The following is a 19,694-nucleotide window of genomic DNA, read 5'->3' as shown; positions in this document are numbered from 1 at the left end:
TTACGAAGACAGGTTTTATGATTCACCTGTCTACCGTGAGGGGGGCTTTTTTATGTTTGGTTTATTGAGTCTGTTCATTTGTTGGTCATGGGGATACTCAGATCCGGCGAAGGTGTAGATGTTCATCAGCATTGTAAAACCGAAGCAATCGCTCCAGGTCAATTCGCATGGAACAGTGTAATTTTTTTCTATGGGGAGAAGGATTGGAGTACTGAAATAGAGAACGTGATATTAGATTCTGATGATAAGAAAGGAATAACTTTTTTTCGGAGCACCCTTCATCATAATCATCCATCCAGCTTATTCCCGGGTCAGCGATTGTTTTAGGCGAAGAAAACTGAATAGGAGGAGTCAAAATGAGACTGGCAGGAAAAATAGCGCTTATTACGGGTTCCGGATCCGGAATCGGAAAAGCTGCCGCACTGCTCTTTGCCCAAGAAGGGGCAACGGTGATTGTCAACGACCTGGATGCGCAGAAGGGAGAAGAAACCGTACAGGAAATCGTTGAAATGGGTAGTAAAGGGATATTCATACAAGCGGATGTGACGGATCCGGTCTCAGTCCAAGCGATGGTGGAGCAGACTATTGCTGCTTTCGGCCATATCGATGTTCTGTTCAATAATGCCGGAATTAGCGGGGTCGGCGCTTTGCATGAGGTTGAACCGGATGCATGGGACCGGGTGATGAGCGTGAATATTCGCGGCGTTTATTTGCCAAGCAAATATGCTCTGCCACATATGATGCAGCGCAAATCGGGTTCTATCATTAATATGTCATCGTGCATCGCGGAAATCGGTTTGGCGAAGCGCGCTTCCTATTCGGCAACGAAAGGTGCTGTTCTGGCACTGACGAAATCGATGCAGGTAGACTATGCGCCTTATAATATTCGTGTCAATGCGCTGCTCCCCGGAACCATTCTGACACCCTTTGTGGAGAATTATTTGAATAACAGCTACGAGAATCCCGAAGCTGCGATAGAGTCCCTTAAAAAACGCCAGCTTAGCGGCGAACTGGGCAGACCGGAAGATGTCGCTAAAGCGGCTTTGTTCCTTGCCTCGGATGAATCGAAGTTTATGATGGGCTCTCCGCTGTATATCGATGGCGGCGTCGTATTCGGCAAGAATGCTTAACATTTGAATAGGAGGGTGATCTCTTGAAATTACTAACGTTTATTCATAATGACCAATATCGGCTTGGAGTGAAAACGGATGATGGAGTCCTGGATGTCCTAGGGGCGCTATCCTTGATCCCACCTGATAAGGCGATTCCAACAACGATCCATGAGGTGCTGGATGGCGGAGATATAGCACTGGCTGCCCTTGGCGAATATGTGGATCATGTGCTGCAATCCGATGATGTAATCCGCACTTCTATGCTGCAGGAGTCGTCACTAACGCTTGGGCCCTGTGTCACCCATCCGAATAAAATCATCTGTGTAGGCTTGAATTACCGGAAGCATGCGGAAGAAACGAATGCACCGATTCCGGAATACCCGATTCTTTTTAATAAATTTAACAACACCCTGGCAGGAGCCGGCGAACCGATTCCGCTTCCGAAAGTTTCACAGAAAGTAGATTATGAGGCAGAACTGGTTATCGTCATGGGCAAAACGGCCAAGTATGTTTCCAAAGAAAACGCACTTTCCCATGTATTCGGGTATTGCAATGTGAACGATTTATCCGCCCGTGATTTACAGCTTCGCACCCATCAGTGGCTGCTCGGCAAATCCTGCGATAAATTTTCGCCTTTGGGGCCGTATTTGGTCACGGCGGATGAAGTCGGCAATCCGAATGATCTGGATATTCAGTGCCTCGTCAATGGAGAAGTGCGTCAGCATTCCAATACGTCGGATATGATCTTTTACTGCGATGAGATCGTCAGCTATATTTCCCAGCATATGACTCTTGTTCCCGGCGATATTATCTTGACTGGAACGCCAGAAGGGGTTGTGCTCGGTTATCCGCCAGAGCAGCAGGTGTATCTGAAAGACGGCGATCAAGTCACCATACAAATCGAAAAGCTGGGATCCATCACCAATACGATGGTAGCCGAGTCGTAAATATCTGTAAAGGGCAATCGTACATTTCATATATGATACATGATATACTTGGGGCAACTCGTAAAAAATGGAGATGAGCCCTTTGGCAGATAAACGATTGAGCCGCCATGTATTAACGGATGAACTCTATGGTTTGTTGAAGCAAAAAATCCTGTCCCATGACATATCCGCAGGAGACAAAATCAATATCGATCAATTAGCGAGAGATTTGGGCGTCAGCAATATCCCGATTCGAGAGGCATTGTTCCGCTTGGCTTCCGATGGATTTGTCAAAGTCGTACCGTTTAAAGGGATGTATGTCGCAGAAATGAACATGACGGATATCGACGAAATCTTCGAAATTCGTTATGCGTTAGAAGAACTTTCGGTTCGAAAGGCTGCTCCGCATATCCCTAAGTTCCGACTCGAACAAATTCTGCAAGAGCTCGATGCTGTTGAACACATGTGGGAAGCGAGCCACGAAGAGAATATCATCTCCAAGATGAACCATGATCTGCATGGAACGATATTGGCTTATGCAGGCAATGAGAACCTGAAACAGATGGTCACGGCTCTAATCGAACGGGTTCACCGCTACTTGAACTTGGCCCATTACAAGATCGACATGAGCGCGGAGATCGCAGAACATCGAAGAATCGTGTTAGCTTTGCTCGAGAACGATACAGAAAAAGCCGTAGAAGCTTCCGGAATCCATCTACACCAGGCATATCAACGGTTGCGAGACAACTTTAAGTAACTTCCATATTCCTCTTTACACTATAAATCGTGTATGATATTATTCAAAATAAATCATACACGATTTATTATTTTGAATGCGATTACATAATAGCGGAGGGGACGATCATGTTTATTCGCACAGTGAGTTTGTGGAGGAAAAACATTTATCGGCATTGGCAGCTTTATTGTATCGTGGCATTACCCGTTCTATTCCTCATCACGTTTAATTACGTCCCGATGATCGGCATCCAGATTGCATTTAAAGAGTTCAACCCCACACAAGGCATATGGCACAGTCCATGGGTCGGGGGAGAGCAGTTCGAGATGTTCTTCGGTTCACCTTACTTCTGGCCAATTATCAAAAACACCCTCCTTCTTAGTATCTACGCATTATGTATCGGAACACCTGCCGCCATCCTACTTGCACTCGCGCTCAATGAAGTGAAGAATCAACGTTTTAAGAAAATCGTGCAAATGTTTACGTATGCCCCATACTTTATTTCCACCGTGGTGTTAGTCGGCATGATTAACATTATTTTATCCCCCACAACAGGACTTTACGGTCAATTATCCCATCTCTTCGGCGTAACAAATGTCTATGATATTCTAGGCGAATCGAAAGCGTTCTCATCTCTGTATGTCTGGTCAGGCGTTTGGCAGGAGACGGGTTATGGCGCCGTCATTTATCTTGCAGCATTAGCCAACGTGAACCCAGAGCTCTATGAAGCCTCTAAAATTGACGGTGCATCCCGCATTCAGAAAATCATTCATATCGATTTGCCTGCGATTCGCCCAACGATCATCGTGCTATTCATTTTAGCCGTTGGCGGGCTGATGAGCGTAGGATTCGAGAAAGTCTTTCTGCTTCAGAACATGTTGAACCTGAGCACGTCCGAAGTCATATCCACGTATGTGTACAAAATTGGGTTAGTGAACACCAACTACAGCTTCGGGGTCGCCGTCGGCTTGTTCAACTCCGTTGTTGGGTTCATTCTGATCTTCACCACGAATGTGCTCGCCAGAAAATTTTCGGATTCGAGTCTGTTCTGATGAGGGGGATAGCCATGGAGAAAGCCAAACACATTCGCGAGCCTTGGAGCGACCGAGTGAGCATCGTCGTTATTTATATCTTTCTAAGTATCATTCTATTATGCGTCGCGTACCCCCTCATCTATATTGTTAGCTCATCGTTCAGTTCATCGGCTGCCGTCATGTCCGGTAAAGTATGGTTGTTCCCGGTAGAACCTACGTGGTACGGGTATCAAGCCGTGTTCCAATATCAGCAGATCTGGACGGGTTACCTCAATTCCGTCATCTATACCGTATCGGGGTCTATCATTAGCGTTGCTCTAACCATTATGATGGCCTATCCCTTATCACGTAAGACGTTTATGGGCAGGAAAGTCCTCATGTGGGCGCTGTTGTTCGCGATGCTGTTCAGCGGGGGATTAATTCCTTACTATCTCGTGATCAAATCTCTTCATCTGCTCGATACACGTTGGGCGATGATCCTTCCAGGTGCGCTCAATATTTTCTCGATTATTGTCGCCAAAACATTCTTCCAAAGCTCGATCCCAAATGATTTGTATGAAGCTGCTCAGCTCGATGGATGCAATGATACGAAGTTCTTAACACGAATCGTTCTCCCGCTATCCAAGCCTGTTATTGCGGTATTGCTGCTCTGGGCTGCCGTGGGCAATTGGAACTCCTATTTTAACGCGCTGATCTTCCTGAACAGTGAGCATCTCTACCCGCTGCAGCTCATCTTGCGCGAAATTCTGGTCTTAAACAATGTCTCGACGAACTCGATTACGTTATCTCCGGAACAACTCAAGCAGTTCGAAGATATGAAGACACTTCTGAAATATTCCGTGATTGTGATTGCCAGCATTCCGGTGTTGATCTTGTATCCTTTCATTCAAAAATATTTCGTCAAAGGGGTGATGGTGGGTTCCATCAAAGAATGAGCATGGAGGGGCATTCGGGTGATTTTCATTTCGAATTTTGGAGGGGTATGCATGATTCGTATCAATCGAACGGTATTGGCGGTCATGATGGCATCCATCATGATCATATTATCCGCTTGCTCAGGCAATTCGACAGAACCTGCGAACAATAATGCATCGACGAATAGCAATGGAGCGGTTGACGAGAACAAAGTGGTCGATGTTTCTTTCTTCGCGGTTCCTTCTTCCGATGTCATAGACCTCAAAACGAACTGGTTCACCGGTTATGTGAAAGATACCTTTAAACTGAACATTCAATGGAATATCGCGCCATCCAGTGATTATTTAGCAAAGCAATCCCTTCTGCTGTCCAGCGGCAACTATCCGGATGCCTTCTGGTCGGGCAGCTTTTCACCGTCAGATATTCTGAAATATTCAAAGCAAGGAATCATCGTCCCGCTCAACGCTTATATCGAGAAGTATGCTCCTAATTTGACGAAAGCAATGGAGACCGCGCCAGGTCTGAAGCAAGCGATGACCGCACCGGACGGGAATATTTATGGCGTGCCGAGCTATAATTCATGCATTCATTGCTATTGGGGACAGAAATTCTGGATTAATACCGATGATCTGAACAAATTCGGCTTGTCCATGCCGACGACGACGGATGAGCTGACGAATGTCCTGCAGACCTTTAAAGATAACGGGCTCATACCGTTGTCCGGCACCTCCGACGGGTTTGATCCGACAATCTTCCTCATGAATGCCTTCATCTATGACAATGGCTCCGATTTCTTCAACGTAGAGGATGGGAAAGTGAGCTATGCTCCTGTGCAGGAAGGGTGGAAGAAGGGCCTAACCTATATCCGTGATTTGTACGCGAAAGGACTCCTTGATAAGCAAGCTTTCAGCCAAAAGGGCGAGGTCATCAAGCAGCTGGCTGCGCAGAACAAAGTAGGCGTCGTACCGTATTTGTACAGCGCGGGATTCATTGATACCGCTAACCCGAATTATCCGAACTGGAGTACTGTCCCCCCTTTGAAAGGGCCGGATGGTACCCAATATGCAGCATTCAGCGGAAATACGCCTAAATCCCTGACGTTCGTCGTTACGAAAAACGCTACGGAAGAACAAATTGTGCGAATGATCAAACTCGTCGATTTCATCTATACGCCTGAAGGCACCCAAATGATGAATTTCGGGCAGGAAGGGAAGTATTGGACCAAAGCAGGAGACGGGGTTAAGGGGCTGAGCGGAGAACAAGCGCTGTTCATTACGCAGTCTGACAAATTCTACTCTGCTGGCGCGAAGCAGAATGAAGGCTGGAACCAAATGGGGCCCATTTTCCAGAATACGACGTGGAGAAACGGATTTGTAGAAGCGAAGGCGCCATTTTCGGCAGATGGATTGGAATCCCTCTTGATGCTGGAGACGATGAAGAATTATGCCGGTCATCAGCCAAAGCAAGTGTATCCAGGGGTGATTTGGATTCAACCACAGGAGTACCAGAACTTCGCCTTGCTGAAGACGAATATTGAACAGTATGTCAAACAATCCATGGCCCAATTTATTAATGGATCGAAATCCATCGAGAACGATTGGCAGACATATGTAGAGGGATTGCAGAAACTAGGCTTGCCGCAGTATCTGGAGATGGCACAGAAAGCGATGACCGAGCCGTTCGATACATCCGCATTCCAGTCCGATCCGAAGACGGTTGAGTTCTTATCATCCCTGAAATAAACCACGGAGGTGTACGTACGACATGAATTCCAAGACGCTTCGGGTTGCGCTCATTGACGGTCCTGCCTATGCTCCGCTATACGCATGTTTGTCGCAATTCAGTCAGCAGTTCGGGATTCAAGTGGATATTGGGTTCAAGGGAACACATCCTGAGCTGAATCGCCATGTACAAGAATGTATGGAGAACGGCTTACCATCCTATGATCTGATATCGACGCATACGAAATATGCTCCCTCGCAAGCCCGTTATTTATATGAATTAGATCAAGAATTCACCGCAGAAGAGCTGGAGGATTTCTCTCCCGCTCTTCTGGATCTTGCCCGCGTGCAAGGTAAATTGATGAGTATTCCGCGTAATTTTGATGCTAGGCTGCTGTTCTATCGGCGCGATCGATTGGAGGAGCTGGGGTTATCCGTTCCGGAGACCTGGGAGGAGCTGGCTCATGTTGCGTCCTGTGTAACTGAAGCTGGCTACACGGGATTCGTATTCCCTGGGATGGAATCCGGGTTATTCGGGACCTTCTTCGAATTATTGATCAGTGGCGGCGGACAGCTATTCGATGAGCAATTACAGCCTATGTTTGCCAGTGAAGCGGGAGTCGAGGCCCTTCAGAAGCTCAGACAATGGTATCAATGGGGGTGGACACCGAAAGGGCTGCCGGATATGCATTATGATGAAGTGTCGGCATCCTTTCGGCAGGGGGAGAGTACGATGGTTACCGATTGGCCAGGTTATTTCGGCTTACTCTCCGAATCACCCGTCGCTAACGTATTCGATCTGGCGTTAACCCCGAAATCGGCAAGCGGCCGTCGTGCGGTCTATTGCGGAAGTCATTCGTTCGCGATTCCAGCGTCCAGCGAACATGTGGAAGAAGCACTTTTATTGCTGAAATTTATAACTTCGCCGGAAGCGCAAGCCATGGATGCGGATCAAGGTCATGTTCCTGTAAGACAATCGATCATGCAACGCCTGAAACGGGAGGCTCTACCGAATTCCATTGCCGCTAGACGCTGGTCTCTACTTGAGGAGACTATCGCTACGAGCGTCATTATACCACCCAAGTTCCCAACGTACCCTACGGCTGAGGACATTCTATGGCAAGCGCTTCGCAGATGCATCATAGGTGAACTGTCGGAACATCAAGCGTTAGCCCTCGCATCGGAGCAAATTCAACAGCTTGTCCGTTCATAGGCAAGAAGCAAACATCAATGATAAGGGTTGAGAGGAGGAAGTACGTTGTCTTTTGAAGGGAAAGTATGCATTGTAACGGGTGGCGGATCCGGTATCGGTGAAGTGACAGCCAGAAGATTCGCCTCCGAAGGCGCAGTCGTGGTCATTGCAGATGTTAATGAAGAAGAGGCGCGAAGGGTCGTACATGAGATCATTCGCTATAACGGATCAGCAGTGGCTATACAGACGGACGTATCCGACGGCATGGCGGTTCAAGCGCTTGTTACGGATGTTGTCAGGCAATTCGGTCGGATCGATGTCTTATTCAATAATGCTGCAACCATATTGCCTAAACCATTGGAAGAGGTATTGGAACACGAATGGACAAGGGTAATCGACATTAACCTGAAGAGCGTCTATCTGATGATTAAATATACGATACCTTATTTAAGGAACACGTGTGGGAGTATCGTCAATATGGCCTCGTTGAATGGTTTGGTTGGACAGAAGCAGAACGCTGTCTACGTCGCGACCAAAGGTGCCATTATTGCCATGACGAAAGCTCTTGCCATCGATTATGCCCCTGACAGGGTACGGGTGAACTGTATCTGCCCAGCGGGCGTGATGACGCCGCTTCTAGAGAAATGGACGATGGAGCAAGCTGATCCAGAGCAGGTACGAACCTCACTAAATGAGATGCATGCACTTGGCAGACCGGCACGTGCAGAGGAAATTGCCGATGCCGTCGTATTTCTGGCTTCGGAATCATCGCAGTTCATCACAGGCATTGCCTTGCCGGTAGATGGGGGCGCATCGTTAGGCTATTAGAAGACATCGAGGGAACAGGGGAGATTGAATCATGAAGATCATAAAGGCAGAGAGCTTTATTTTGCACGTTCCCATTACGCCGCCGATTACAGATGCGATTAATGTCGCTACGCATTGGGGCGTGACAGGCGTTCGCATCTATACCGATGAGGGAATCACGGGCTACGGCTATACGGGAACATGCGCACAAGGAGACGAGATGATCGCAGCGACCATTGATCGCTATTATGCTAAGAAGCTGATCGGCAAGGACCCGTTCATGGTGAAGCAAATTTGGGATGAGCTGCGATATGGGGAGATGCATTGGATTGGTCGCGCGGGGGTCACGCATATGGCCTTGGCCGCAGTAGACATTGCCTTATGGGATATCATGGCGAAGTCTTTGAACAAACCGTTGTGGCAGCTCCTCGGAGGACATAAATCACAGAAGATTAAAGCTTATAATACGAATGGCGGTTGGTTGAATTGGAGTCAGGAGCGGCTCATTGCCGATATGACCAACATTCTTGAAGAGGGATTTACCGCAGTCAAGATGAAAGTCGGCAAGCCGGATCCACGTGAGGACTTTACGCGGGTACAGGCGGTACGTCGCGCGATCGGGGATCAAGCCGGATTGATGATTGACGTGAACCAGCAATGGAACATCACGACAGCGATGACGTGGGGCAAGAAATTGGAACAGTTCGACCTTCTCTGGCTCGAGGAACCGCTGAATCCAGATGACATCATGAATCACCGGAAATTAGCAGATGAGCTGAACGTACCGATTGCACTTGGCGAGCATGTGTATTCCAAATATGCGTTTCGTGATTACATCCATCAGGGTGCAGTCGAATATGTGCAGGTGGATGTCACGCGTGTTGCGGGCATTACCGAATGGCTGCAAATTGCCGGATTAGCCGCCGCATACGATTTACCGATATGTCCGCATGTCGGCGATATGGGGCAAATTCATCAGCATCTGGTTGCATCCACACCGAATGCGGTTCTGTTAGAGTATATTCCTTGGATTCGCCATATTTTCGTAGAGCCGGCAACGGTAAAGGACGGGTTCTATGTGATGCCGCAGATGCCGGGAGCATCGACCGAAATCATTCCGCGTTATTTTGATGAATACCGAGTTCAGTAGCATGCATGCTATTTTCACGAATAAATCAAGAGGAGTTGAATGTACATGAAAGCAGTTCATCCCGAGGCCCAATGGTTCGATGAAGCTCGATTCGGCGTTTTTATTCATTGGGGTCCGTATGCTTTACGCGAAATTGAGGCTTCTTGGCCTTTAATGCCCCATAGCAGTCAGCATCTGGATGTTGAAACCTATGAAAGTCTGGCGGATGAGTTCCATCCTACGAACTATAATCCTAGAGAATGGGCTCAGCATGCGAAGGAAGCAGGTGCGAAATACGTGGTGCTCACCGCGAAGCATCATGATGGATTCTGCCTCTTCGACACGGCAACCACCGACTATTGTGCGACGAAGAGAGGACCGCAACAAGATTTGATCGCGCCTTACGTCGAGGCTGTGAGAGAAGCAGGGTTAAAAGTGGGGTTGTATTTTACGACCATTGACTGGCATGATCCTGACTTCGCTACCATCCCCATTAGCAAGGGGATTCAATCGCCCCAGCCGAATACATATGATCCTGCAAGATGGTGGGATTTCCATAAGCGCTTTATGGAACAACTGCGTGAATTACTAACCAATTACGGCCGAATTGATCTGATATGGTTCGATGTTCCGGGATTCGGCGCGGATCGCTGGCGCAGCAGTGAAGTGAAGCAAATGATGTTGAACTTACAGCCGCATCTCGTCATTAACGATCGGTTGCCGGACGTGGGTGACTATGAGACGCCAGAACAATTCGTACCGACACATCCGCCGGATGGATGGTGGGAGACCTGCATGACCATGAATCATCAATGGGCTTATCATTCCGATGCTTCGACTTATAAAAGCGAAGTACGACTACTAGATACATTGCTCGAAGTGTCAAGCAAAGGGGGGAACCTGCTGTTAAATGTAGGTCCCGGGCCCGATGGCACCTGGCCCGAAGAAGCGATCGAACGATTACAGCGAATCGGAGCGTGGCTTGGCCACTCGGGTGATAGTATTTATGGAACCCAACGCGTTGTAGAACATTATCCTCCTTGTTTCTATGGACCTATGACTCGAAAGGGAAATACGATCTATTTGCATGTAAGAGAGATTCCGAGATTCCCCGTGGAAGTGCGTGAACTGGGAGGCCAAGTGAAGTCTGTGAAGCTGCTGAAGACGGGAGAAGAACTCGCTTACAAAGTAGAAGAAATATTCGGGCACTTGAGCGGGACAGAAGGAAGGTACAGCGTAAATCGGATCTGGATCGATGTCCCCGCCGAATTCTGCGACGAATGGAACACGGTCATTGCTGTAGAATTTGATCAAGAACCCATTTGGCCTGTGCGCAAATAGGGTGAAAAACTCCAAATGTGACGATCATTACTCAACAATCTTGTTTGTATTGACAGTTAATACATAGGAGTATTGTTCACTCTTATAAGGAAAGATAATGATGCATTAGTGACAAAAACCTTCCCAAACTCTGGAAGGTTTTTTGTTAAACTACTAAATTATCATTAGTAAAGTATGTAATTTACATACACCACGACCACACAAAGTATAAACAAATGGACGTGTTCATCAATCGAGTTCATGTAACAATTAATTGAAGTAATTTTGATTTTATTTTATCGGGAAAGATTATAAATTTTGAATTTTAAATCCTGAAATATATATAAATATTAGAACAATTTCATTGTTGTGAAAATTATATTATATGTAATTTAGGTATATAGTCCTTATGTGATATTTTAGTATCAATATAATCTATGAGGTGAGTGTAATTTGTACTATAATTGAAAATAATTCCATAAAGTAATTGGCGAGGAGATAAATTATGACACTTCCAAGTCCTATAGGCAAGCAGGCTGAAGTTTTAGCGTTACCGGAGCAAGGTCATTTTATAGTTTTAGGTACAGCAGGTAGTGGAAAGACTACACTTGCAATATATCGAGCTGCTTATTTAGCCAAAGCTCATTGCAATGCAAATGAAAAAACATTGTTGGTAACGTTTAATAAAGCACTCGTAACATTCTTAAAATCAATTTCGGGAGATTTATTAACAAATGTAGATGTTTTAAATTATCATAAATTTGCAAGAGGTTATCTTGCTTATCGTAAGAAGATGGGACATCTTGATATCGTTCCGCCATACTCACAGAGATATTTCACTAAATCAGAGTTAATCACATGTGCATATGATGCAGTTAAAAGTGAAAATAAAGGTATTGCGACACTTGAACGCCCTGTAGAAGTTTTTATTGAAGAAATAAACTGGATTCAAAAACACGGGATCACTACCCTTGAGGAATACCAAGAAGTAGAAAGAACAGGACGGTCTGGAACAAGAATAAACAGAAACACTAGAAAATATTTTTATATGGTTTACGAAAATTACTTGGAAGTTAGAACTAACAAGGGCTATTTGTATGATATGGAAGACTTAGCTTATTTCGTACAGGAGGAACTGAGGAATGATTCTACAAAGAGAATGTATAAGCATATTGTAATAGATGAAGGCCAAGATTTTTCTCCAACAATGCTCCAATCATTATCTCTTGCGATACCATATAATGGTAGTTTGACTTTTTTTGGTGATGTTGCTCAACAGATTTATGGGAGTAGAATTTCATGGCGTTCTGCAGGTTTTCATAGGCCTGTTATATGGAAATTCAGTCAGAATTATCGAAATACAAAGGAGATCGCAGCTCTGGGATTGGCGATATCAAAAATGCCGTATTTTAAAGACGATGCTGACTTAATAGAACCACAATTTCCGCGTGCTTCTGGCCCCTTACCTGCTTTAATAAAGTTTGGGAATGAGGAAATGGAATTAAACTATTATCTTGATGAAATAAAAAATCTGATAACAAATCAGACCGTTGCTGTCATCGTTCGTGATCGAGAGACACTTAATCTTTTTCGTAACAAACTTGCTGAGAAAAAGATACGCTCTCATGAGCTCAGCGGAGAAATGAACTCATGGAATTCTCGTCCTGGCGTATGGGTAGGGACCTATCACTCAGCAAAAGGACTTGAATTTGATACAGTTATAATGCCCCTGTGCACTAGTGATAGACTACCTGCCGAGGAACGAATTTTATCACTGGATTCAGATGATGAAGCATGCAGTGAAGAAATTAAGTTACTTTATGTTGGAGTGACAAGAGCAAGACGTGGCCTGATTATTTCATATTCAGGAGAACGTACGAAGCTATTACCGAGCGATGAATCCCTGTATCAAGAGGTATCCTATGAATAAAAATATCGAAAGAGAAATTGACAGACGTGGCATTACTCGCTTGTGTCATTTTACTAAGACGAGTAAACTACTTCATATTCTTAGAAATGAATCAGGGATTATAGCTAATTCCTATTTAGATGTTCAAATCGATTTGCTAGAAAAAAACGATAAAAATAGATATGATGGAAGAGAGGATTACGTCTGTTGCTCTGTGGAATATCCCAATACTTGGTATCTGAGGAGAATAAAGGATAACGACCCGATTTTCAATGAGTGGGTTGTGCTGCTAATTAATCCACGTCTAATTTTAGATGATACCACTCTATTTTGCCACAGAAATGCGGCTGCGGATTATGGAGCTCATATTAAAAGTGGAGAATCCGGCTTTATGGGAATGTTTAATAACCCTGTTTTTGGTAAAACTACCATTTATCGTTCAGATAAAATGTTAGCATGCTGTCCTACTGACGGACAGGCTGAGGTTTTAATACATAAGAATATTCCCCGCTCAGATATTATTGGGATAGCTACGCCGACCAAAGAACATGTATTTAAGATGAAAGCTATGATTAGCTTACTTCAAGATGCTCGACAAGATATTAATTGGATTATTGCGCCTGAATTATTCGATGTAAAATGGAATAACATTATCCGATTAGGAAGACGGCCAATGGAAACTCCATATACTGAGGAGTGATTAAATGCCTGAACAGCAAATGGTTCACATGGTTGATAAACAATTCGGCTCCTTGCTTGGTGCCGTTATTGGAGATTCTTTAGGATGGCCACAAGAAGATAGAAGTTCTAAACTTGGTTCACTAAGTAAAGCGCAAATCCATTTTCAAAAATGGGTTAGAAAGGCTGGCGGGAGATACTACTCCCATGAAGAAGAGGTAAGTGCAGGTTCTTATAGTGATGATACTCAATTAACTTTTGCCACTGCTCGAAGTCTTAAGTACAAAAACTGGTATTCACATTTTGTAAAAATAGAGTTGCCATCCTGGCCCCTTTATCAAAGAGGTGGAGGAGGAGCAACAAAACGAGCAGCCGAAGCTTGGAGTAACGGGAGTATGCCTTGGAATATCGAAAAGCAAGGTTTACTTAATGTCAAGAAATACTTTCAGGCAGGTGGTAATGGGGTTGCAATGCGAATTCTTCCACACGTAATTTTCTCTCAGGGCAGTATGGATGAGATTGTTAATCAAGTGTTTTTGAACGGGATATCGACTCATGGGCATCCACGAGCATTATTGAGTGCCATTATGTTTGCCTATGCGGCTAATTATCTTATGCATAAAGAAGGGACTCTTGGTTATGGTGAGTTGATTACTTATCTAATTGAAAACAGAAATAAATGGGGGATACAACCTATCCTCAATAATATGGATGATTGGATAGAATCTGCAAAAATTTCAACAGAGAATAACTACGGCCAAATGTGGAGTGAAACGCTTGATGAGTTACTAAATGGCCTCTTTATTATAAACTCTGCTTTAAAACGAGGAATACTGGACACTGGTACAGAAACACTTACTAAGCTTAATTGTTTTGATAGAGATACAAGAGGGGCTGGTACAGTAGCAACACTTGTAGCTATATATATGGCTTCAAAATATGCATCTGACCCAGTGTCTGGTATCCTTGAAACCGCGTTTCTGCGTGATTCTGATTCAGATACGAATGCTTCGATGGTGGGTAGTTTATTTGGTACACTACATGGTACAGAATGGATAGTCCCTGAATGGTTGCTTGTTCAGGATTATGATTACGTTCGTAATTTGGTTAGTTCTTTTAGATTGGATAACTTTATTGAATCCAAGCAAAAATTGTGGGCTTATTCAGATAATAAACGTGCTAAGGAGCATCTCACGAGGTTAAAAATAGGTGAATCTATGCAGATTGGGCCATTCTCTTTAGTAAAGTTATCTGAGGTAATAAGACATAAAGTAAATGTGAAGAATATTAAGGCGACGACTTATAAGCTTATTACAGATGAGGGACAAACATTATACATTAAGTTGATATCTAAAAATGGTAAAAAAGAGACTAATCCAGGTGAAGTGAAAAGCAAAGATACTCCTCTATACACTGAGTCCTCCAAGTCTTTAAATGAAAGAAAAGTTGAATTATCAGTTGAGGAATTGAATGATTTGGCTAAAATAGTTCCTTCAAAGATGTATGGCAGGAAACTACTTAGCCTATTAGTAGAGTTACTAGAATACATTAACCAGAAACATAGCAGCACAGATATCCAAGGGGATTTAACTAATATTTGTAAGAATTACAGCCAGAAGGGTATCAGTGAAGAGCAAATAAAACAATTAATAGACTTTGTATTTTCTAGACAATTAAAATAATGGCGGAAACACCGTCCTCGGTTCTATGAAGGCGGTGTTTATTTTGGTATTAATATTATATAGAAGGTTGTTCCAGGTGTCATTTACATTTCCAGCTTATTTGTAGATACTAGAATGGTATCATTCATTATTTCTGAGCTGATATTGGATAGTTCATTGAAAGTTCGAAACATTCTAATATCAATTGTGTAGAGACTGAGATTATGCGCTTAGCAAATTTTTCTGCTTCCGTTCATAAGCTTCTCTTCCCATTACTTTATACGTTAACGATCATATCATTAAATAATCTTAAGATAAGACGTGTAATTGCAACTTATTTAATAGATGGTGATAGTCTCCCTCTAGTATGGGATTGCAATATAAAGTCACTTTTTTTTAGTTTTGACCTCCTGCAGGCCTTGAGCTATATTTGAATAACTTAAATACTTCAATTGTTTGCTTACGATAGAATAATCTCTTCTTGATAACCAACCAAGAAAAGCTCTGCTACAATGCTGGAATGTGTAGTCCACTGTGCAAATAGAAAAGACCTCAAAGAAGGTGCTTCCTCTTTAAGGTCTTTTCTGCCGATGCTTTCGGACAACATTATTATACCATCCAATATTTTGAAAATCAACCTAAAATTAATCCTCTATGTATTTTCCTTATATAGGAACCATATAATAATGCGGAAAAATGAAAGGGGATAAAGTGTCTACAATATCTAAAAATTTCTTAAAACAGGCGCTGGACACAATTTTATACTCCTAGAGTTGAATAAGAGCTCGCTCGAGCAACAGCTGTTGCACACAAATAGACCCCTAATTTTGAAGATTGGGGAATTGCTATAGAAAACCCAAGCTATGATCTAGGTTTACTGGTGAAGAAAGGGAGAGCAAGAAGTTGAGCGGATAAATGTTATAGCCTCTGTCGAAAGGTACTTGATGTGATGATCTGACGAGCAAATATGAGGAAGCCTCGAAGTTCAAAGATGGAAAAAACAGCAAGCTGAGGAGGTGTAGTGTGTCTATTCAAGAGTGGAAATGGGAGTACATAGAGCATAATATGATTGAGTTCTATAGAGGACTACAGACCCATAGTATGGCGACAAAACGATTTGCTATGTTTTCTCACTGGTATTATCATCCTCGATTAGAGATTTTCGCCCCTAGTAAGTTCATTGGCTATCAGGATACTACTCACGAGAACTATAGTGGATGGGGTGACGGAGGACAAACCCAAAGAATTCTAAGAGCATATTTCGATCCTGTTTTTAATAATGAATACATTGAGCTTCTCAATAAATTATTGATTTTCGCTGAATCATTTGGGTACAAAATTTCAAGGAAAACCTCGGAGACTGGTTTGGGATGGCTTTATAAGCCAAACAGTGAGATTGTTAAGCGTTTCATCGATAATGACCCGGCTTACGAAGTTATGGTTAGTGATGAGGAAGTTTTGTATAAAGAAGGTTTAGGTAAGTCAATTGTTGTTAATAAGTACGAACGTGATCCAAAAATAAAAAAAGCAGCGATTCTTCTCCATGGTACACATGCATGGGATGCAAGTTTAATTTCGAAAAGTATTATGGGGCTCATGGTAAGGGGTTTATCGAAATACACCACCTCAGACCATTGTTTAGTGTAATGGAAGAGCACTACGTTGATCCGAAAGAGGATATTGCAGTTTTATGCGCCAATTGTCACCGAATGGTTCATCATAAGAGGAGTGATCCCCTTACGATCGAGAAGCTAACCGAGTTGGTGGAAAGAAATAGAACCAAGCATTCATAATGCTATTAATAATGGATCAAGACATAGGAGGGGAATTCTTTGTACCATCACTTACCGGCTGCCCATCCACTAAATAATTTTAGAGATATTGAGTCAGTAGGATTTGCGCTTTATCTACTTGGTAAACACAGAAGAGCAATTGCACAAATTGCAACCGTTGATAAGTGGCCCAATACGGATGGAACAATTGATTTACTAAGTGTGAATGGTGAACTAATAGGGAAATTTGATATTCAGATAAAAAAATTGCCTGATGATCATAATAAGGTATTTGACCTTGATGTCGAGTATTTGGCCTATTGTGATCAGGTAGCATCGGAACCTACCCTTGCCCTTTTGGTGGACACAGTAAATGAAAATATCTACTGGTTCCACGTTACGAAGGAATGGATTAGGGAATCCAGTTACGCATCAAATAAAACGAGCGTGCGCATTCATTTAAGTGATGAACGCTGCTTCGACCGAACCAACAAAGACTATCTAAAACATTGGGAAGTAATCGCGAAGGAAAATCGTAAACACAAAAATATGCTCCAGCAATTGCTCGACGCGCAGCGAGGCAATACATTCTTACGCATGAATTTATTGGATGCCTCCTATTCTCCTATCTTGTCCAACATTAAGATGAGCGTGATCACGAGAACAAAAAAAGAAGACGGATCCTTCATATTCGTCATGGCAAACATACACGAATTTGAAGAGACGGTTTCAGTCCAAGTGGATGTTCTTCTTTCACCTGACTTAACTCCAACTGTTCAGATCAAAATGTCGCCGATGAGCAGAGAAAATGCATTTCAAAACATGATATACTTCAAATGTTTGGCCCAATTAAAAAAAGGGGGCGTGTTCTATCTAGCCGATAATCATTCTGATTTTTGGGCTTCAGGTGCAGTTCAACTTGATGAGAAACTTGAAAATATAGAGCAAAGCATTAAGTTTACAAAAACGGTTGTAGACCTCGAACGGCGAATCAATGAAAAACTACCTTTGTCGGTGACAGAGTTGACTGCAAGTGAGTTAAAATATGTCGAACAGCTTGTTACGATTACACAATCAGGCTATGTGTTAGCGGCTATGGATGGATTAAGGCTCCCCTACCCATCTCACGAGATCGATGTGAATGACGCCCTAAGGATAAACGTGCCAGTAATAGATGCGGAAATCCATTGGGGAATCAACCTTGGGAAAAAAATATTAGCTAGTTCAAAACCGTTTGTTATTATTAGGGAAGAAGCCAATGAGACATATCTCAAGCGAGATCCTGAAGGAATATTCGTTATTATATTCGAACAATTTTACGAGGGAGAATATTCGGAAGTTTTTGGAAGGATCGAGACTAATGCCTTGACAAAAGACGATGCCGAGTAAATTACTGACAGGCTACTTAAAAGTCCCGCTTTAGCAAGCGGGACTTACGTTATTCACTATCGGGGTTATAAGGCGAGAAAGGATTTTTTTCAATAATGGCTTTCTTAATTTTCTGCTTAGATAGATGTTTTAAGTCCCCACCGGATGAAAGCATATTTAAAATTTCGTTAAGATCGCAAAGGATGATAAAAGCTTTATTCAAAGCGTCCTGAGACAATTTGATTGCAGGGGAAGTGTAGCCATTGACGGAAATGAAAATCCCCTTGCTTCGCCGCGTATGAAAATTCTGGATAAATGATTAGCAATTTCATCTCTTCCAACCGCTTCCCCCCACCATTTCATTTCAACAAGGTACAATTGAGCATCAAGTTCAATTACTCCGTCAATCTGTTCAATTATTCCCTCATTGTCATCACCAGAAAGTGTAAAGGCATCTTTAACTAATATGCCAAATGCCTTAAATAGTCTATTTAGTACATCTTCAAATAATTTGCCTCTCTTTTGACGATCTTTCATGAAGTACATTTTGCTTATTTCTTCATAAAATTCTGTCTTTGCCTGTGCAAGTTTATTTGCAGCTTCAACCTTTTTTAAATACTCTTCTCGGCTTTTCTGTTCAACCTTTTCCTTTTCATTTTTCATTCGTGTGAAAGTATCCTTCACATTAACAACTTGCCTTATTTCATAAACAAGTGCTTTGGCTTTTAAGCGATCGGAATCCCAACAAGCTTCAAAGCTCTCGAACTCAACGACCCTTTTTAAAACTTCGCGTCGTTCTCTTAATAACTTTTCACCTTGTTCATTCAGTCTAGTCAATATTGTTTGAGCTATTTCGTATTTGTTAATTTCCAATGGGCTGAACTTAACTTTTTTTGCCAAATCAATCATTAAATCGTCTTTTACCCCAGCACCTTTAAAAAACAAAATAACGCCTTTCTTTGATCGATTCAAAAGTGGAATTGTATCTACAAGCAAATTGAGTAGCTCAGGCGGATAATGGAATATAGTATTACTCATAAGTTCACTTCCTTAACTTGAGAGGGAAATTACCATTCTACCTTCTAGCTCCATTATACTGGTGTATGAATATTCTACCAGTGTGTGAGAGGTAATTATTAGGACAAATTGATATAGCACGATATCCAGATAGAGGTAAGCAGAATGCCTTCTCTTTTTTAACAGTTTTACATATTGAGTAATGGTGAAAAACTGGGAGGATGGCTTATCCCTATTTTTGTGATGATCGCATTCGTTTTACTTTGGGAGGGCTGGATATATTTAATTATGTCCACACTTTTCCTCCAATGATCACAGTGCGGCAGCCCGATAAAAATGGATCTTGCTTGAGTTTGACCTCCTCTTTTTTGACAGGATACTTCTTTACCGAATGGGA

Annotated in this window: 17 protein-coding genes; 16 read left to right on the top strand and 1 reads right to left on the bottom strand. The window is 43.0% G+C overall.

What is annotated here, in order from left to right; genetic code table 11:
• The first annotated feature begins 356 nt into the window (after window positions 1-356).
• From GCU45_RS12195 to GCU45_RS12120, 16 genes are all read left to right on the top strand, one after another.
• The gene (locus GCU45_RS12195; protein ID WP_152399145.1) at window positions 357-1,130 is read left to right on the top strand and encodes an SDR family NAD(P)-dependent oxidoreductase; all 774 of its coding nucleotides are present in this window, start codon (window positions 357-359) and stop codon (window positions 1,128-1,130) included.
• Between the two features lie 23 nt (window positions 1,131-1,153).
• Entirely contained in the window at window positions 1,154-2,059 is a 906-nt protein-coding gene (locus GCU45_RS12190; RefSeq protein ID WP_152399144.1) for a fumarylacetoacetate hydrolase family protein, read from the top strand.
• 82 nt (window positions 2,060-2,141) lie between these two features.
• Window positions 2,142-2,795, top strand: coding sequence for a GntR family transcriptional regulator (locus GCU45_RS12185; RefSeq protein ID WP_244364534.1), 654 nt, complete (start codon window positions 2,142-2,144; stop codon window positions 2,793-2,795).
• 107 nt (window positions 2,796-2,902) lie between these two features.
• The gene (locus GCU45_RS12180; RefSeq protein ID WP_152399143.1) at window positions 2,903-3,826 is read left to right on the top strand and encodes an ABC transporter permease; all 924 of its coding nucleotides are present in this window, start codon (window positions 2,903-2,905) and stop codon (window positions 3,824-3,826) included.
• A gap of 14 nt (window positions 3,827-3,840) precedes the next feature.
• The gene (locus GCU45_RS12175; protein ID WP_152399142.1) at window positions 3,841-4,743 is read left to right on the top strand and encodes a carbohydrate ABC transporter permease; all 903 of its coding nucleotides are present in this window, start codon (window positions 3,841-3,843) and stop codon (window positions 4,741-4,743) included.
• Window positions 4,744-4,794: 51 nt separating this feature from the next.
• Window positions 4,795-6,465, top strand: coding sequence for a type 2 periplasmic-binding domain-containing protein (locus tag GCU45_RS12170; RefSeq protein ID WP_152399141.1), 1,671 nt, complete (start codon window positions 4,795-4,797; stop codon window positions 6,463-6,465).
• A 22-nt stretch (window positions 6,466-6,487) separates the two neighbouring features.
• Entirely contained in the window at window positions 6,488-7,657 is a 1,170-nt protein-coding gene (locus GCU45_RS12165) for an ABC transporter substrate-binding protein (RefSeq protein WP_152399140.1), read from the top strand.
• Between the two features lie 45 nt (window positions 7,658-7,702).
• Window positions 7,703-8,464 (top strand): SDR family NAD(P)-dependent oxidoreductase, encoded by a 762-nt coding sequence (locus tag GCU45_RS12160; protein ID WP_152399139.1) that lies wholly within the window; start codon window positions 7,703-7,705, stop codon window positions 8,462-8,464.
• A gap of 31 nt (window positions 8,465-8,495) precedes the next feature.
• The gene (locus GCU45_RS12155; protein ID WP_152399138.1) at window positions 8,496-9,593 is read left to right on the top strand and encodes a mandelate racemase/muconate lactonizing enzyme family protein; all 1,098 of its coding nucleotides are present in this window, start codon (window positions 8,496-8,498) and stop codon (window positions 9,591-9,593) included.
• 45 nt (window positions 9,594-9,638) lie between these two features.
• Entirely contained in the window at window positions 9,639-10,913 is a 1,275-nt protein-coding gene (locus tag GCU45_RS12150; protein ID WP_167527125.1) for an alpha-L-fucosidase, read from the top strand.
• A gap of 484 nt (window positions 10,914-11,397) precedes the next feature.
• Entirely contained in the window at window positions 11,398-12,822 is a 1,425-nt protein-coding gene (locus GCU45_RS12145; RefSeq protein ID WP_152399136.1) for a 3'-5' exonuclease, read from the top strand.
• Window positions 12,815-13,501 carry a DarT ssDNA thymidine ADP-ribosyltransferase family protein gene (locus GCU45_RS12140; protein WP_152399135.1) on the top strand — a complete coding sequence of 229 codons (687 nt, stop codon included), beginning with the start codon at window positions 12,815-12,817 and terminating at the stop codon, window positions 13,499-13,501. The genes GCU45_RS12145 and GCU45_RS12140 overlap by 8 nt, the downstream gene beginning before the upstream one ends.
• A gap of 4 nt (window positions 13,502-13,505) precedes the next feature.
• A complete protein-coding gene (locus tag GCU45_RS12135; RefSeq protein WP_152399134.1) occupies window positions 13,506-15,161 on the top strand; it encodes an ADP-ribosylglycohydrolase family protein in 1,656 nt (551 codons plus the stop codon).
• Window positions 15,162-16,163: 1,002 nt separating this feature from the next.
• Window positions 16,164-16,787: a hypothetical protein gene (locus tag GCU45_RS12130; RefSeq protein WP_152399133.1), complete on the top strand. Its 624-nt coding sequence runs from the start codon at window positions 16,164-16,166 to the stop codon at window positions 16,785-16,787.
• Complete coding sequence (locus GCU45_RS34555) at window positions 16,697-16,933, top strand: HNH endonuclease (protein ID WP_152399132.1); 237 nt, start codon at window positions 16,697-16,699, stop codon at window positions 16,931-16,933. The genes GCU45_RS12130 and GCU45_RS34555 overlap by 91 nt, the downstream gene beginning before the upstream one ends.
• A 39-nt stretch (window positions 16,934-16,972) precedes the next feature.
• Window positions 16,973-18,301: a DUF4365 domain-containing protein gene (locus tag GCU45_RS12120; protein WP_152399131.1), complete on the top strand. Its 1,329-nt coding sequence runs from the start codon at window positions 16,973-16,975 to the stop codon at window positions 18,299-18,301.
• A 198-nt stretch (window positions 18,302-18,499) separates the two neighbouring features.
• Here GCU45_RS12120 and GCU45_RS12115 read toward each other — a convergent pair whose 3' ends face one another.
• Window positions 18,500-19,318, bottom strand: a complete 819-nt coding sequence (locus tag GCU45_RS12115) for a PDDEXK family nuclease (protein WP_208837119.1) — start codon at window positions 19,316-19,318, stop codon at window positions 18,500-18,502.
• Window positions 19,319-19,694 lie beyond the last annotated feature (376 nt).

It is taken from the genome of Paenibacillus cellulositrophicus, from assembly GCF_009363095.1.
GTDB classification, from domain to species: Bacteria; Bacillota; Bacilli; order Paenibacillales; family Paenibacillaceae; genus Paenibacillus_AQ; species Paenibacillus_AQ favisporus.
This window is presented reverse-complemented; position numbering and strand designations above follow the sequence as displayed.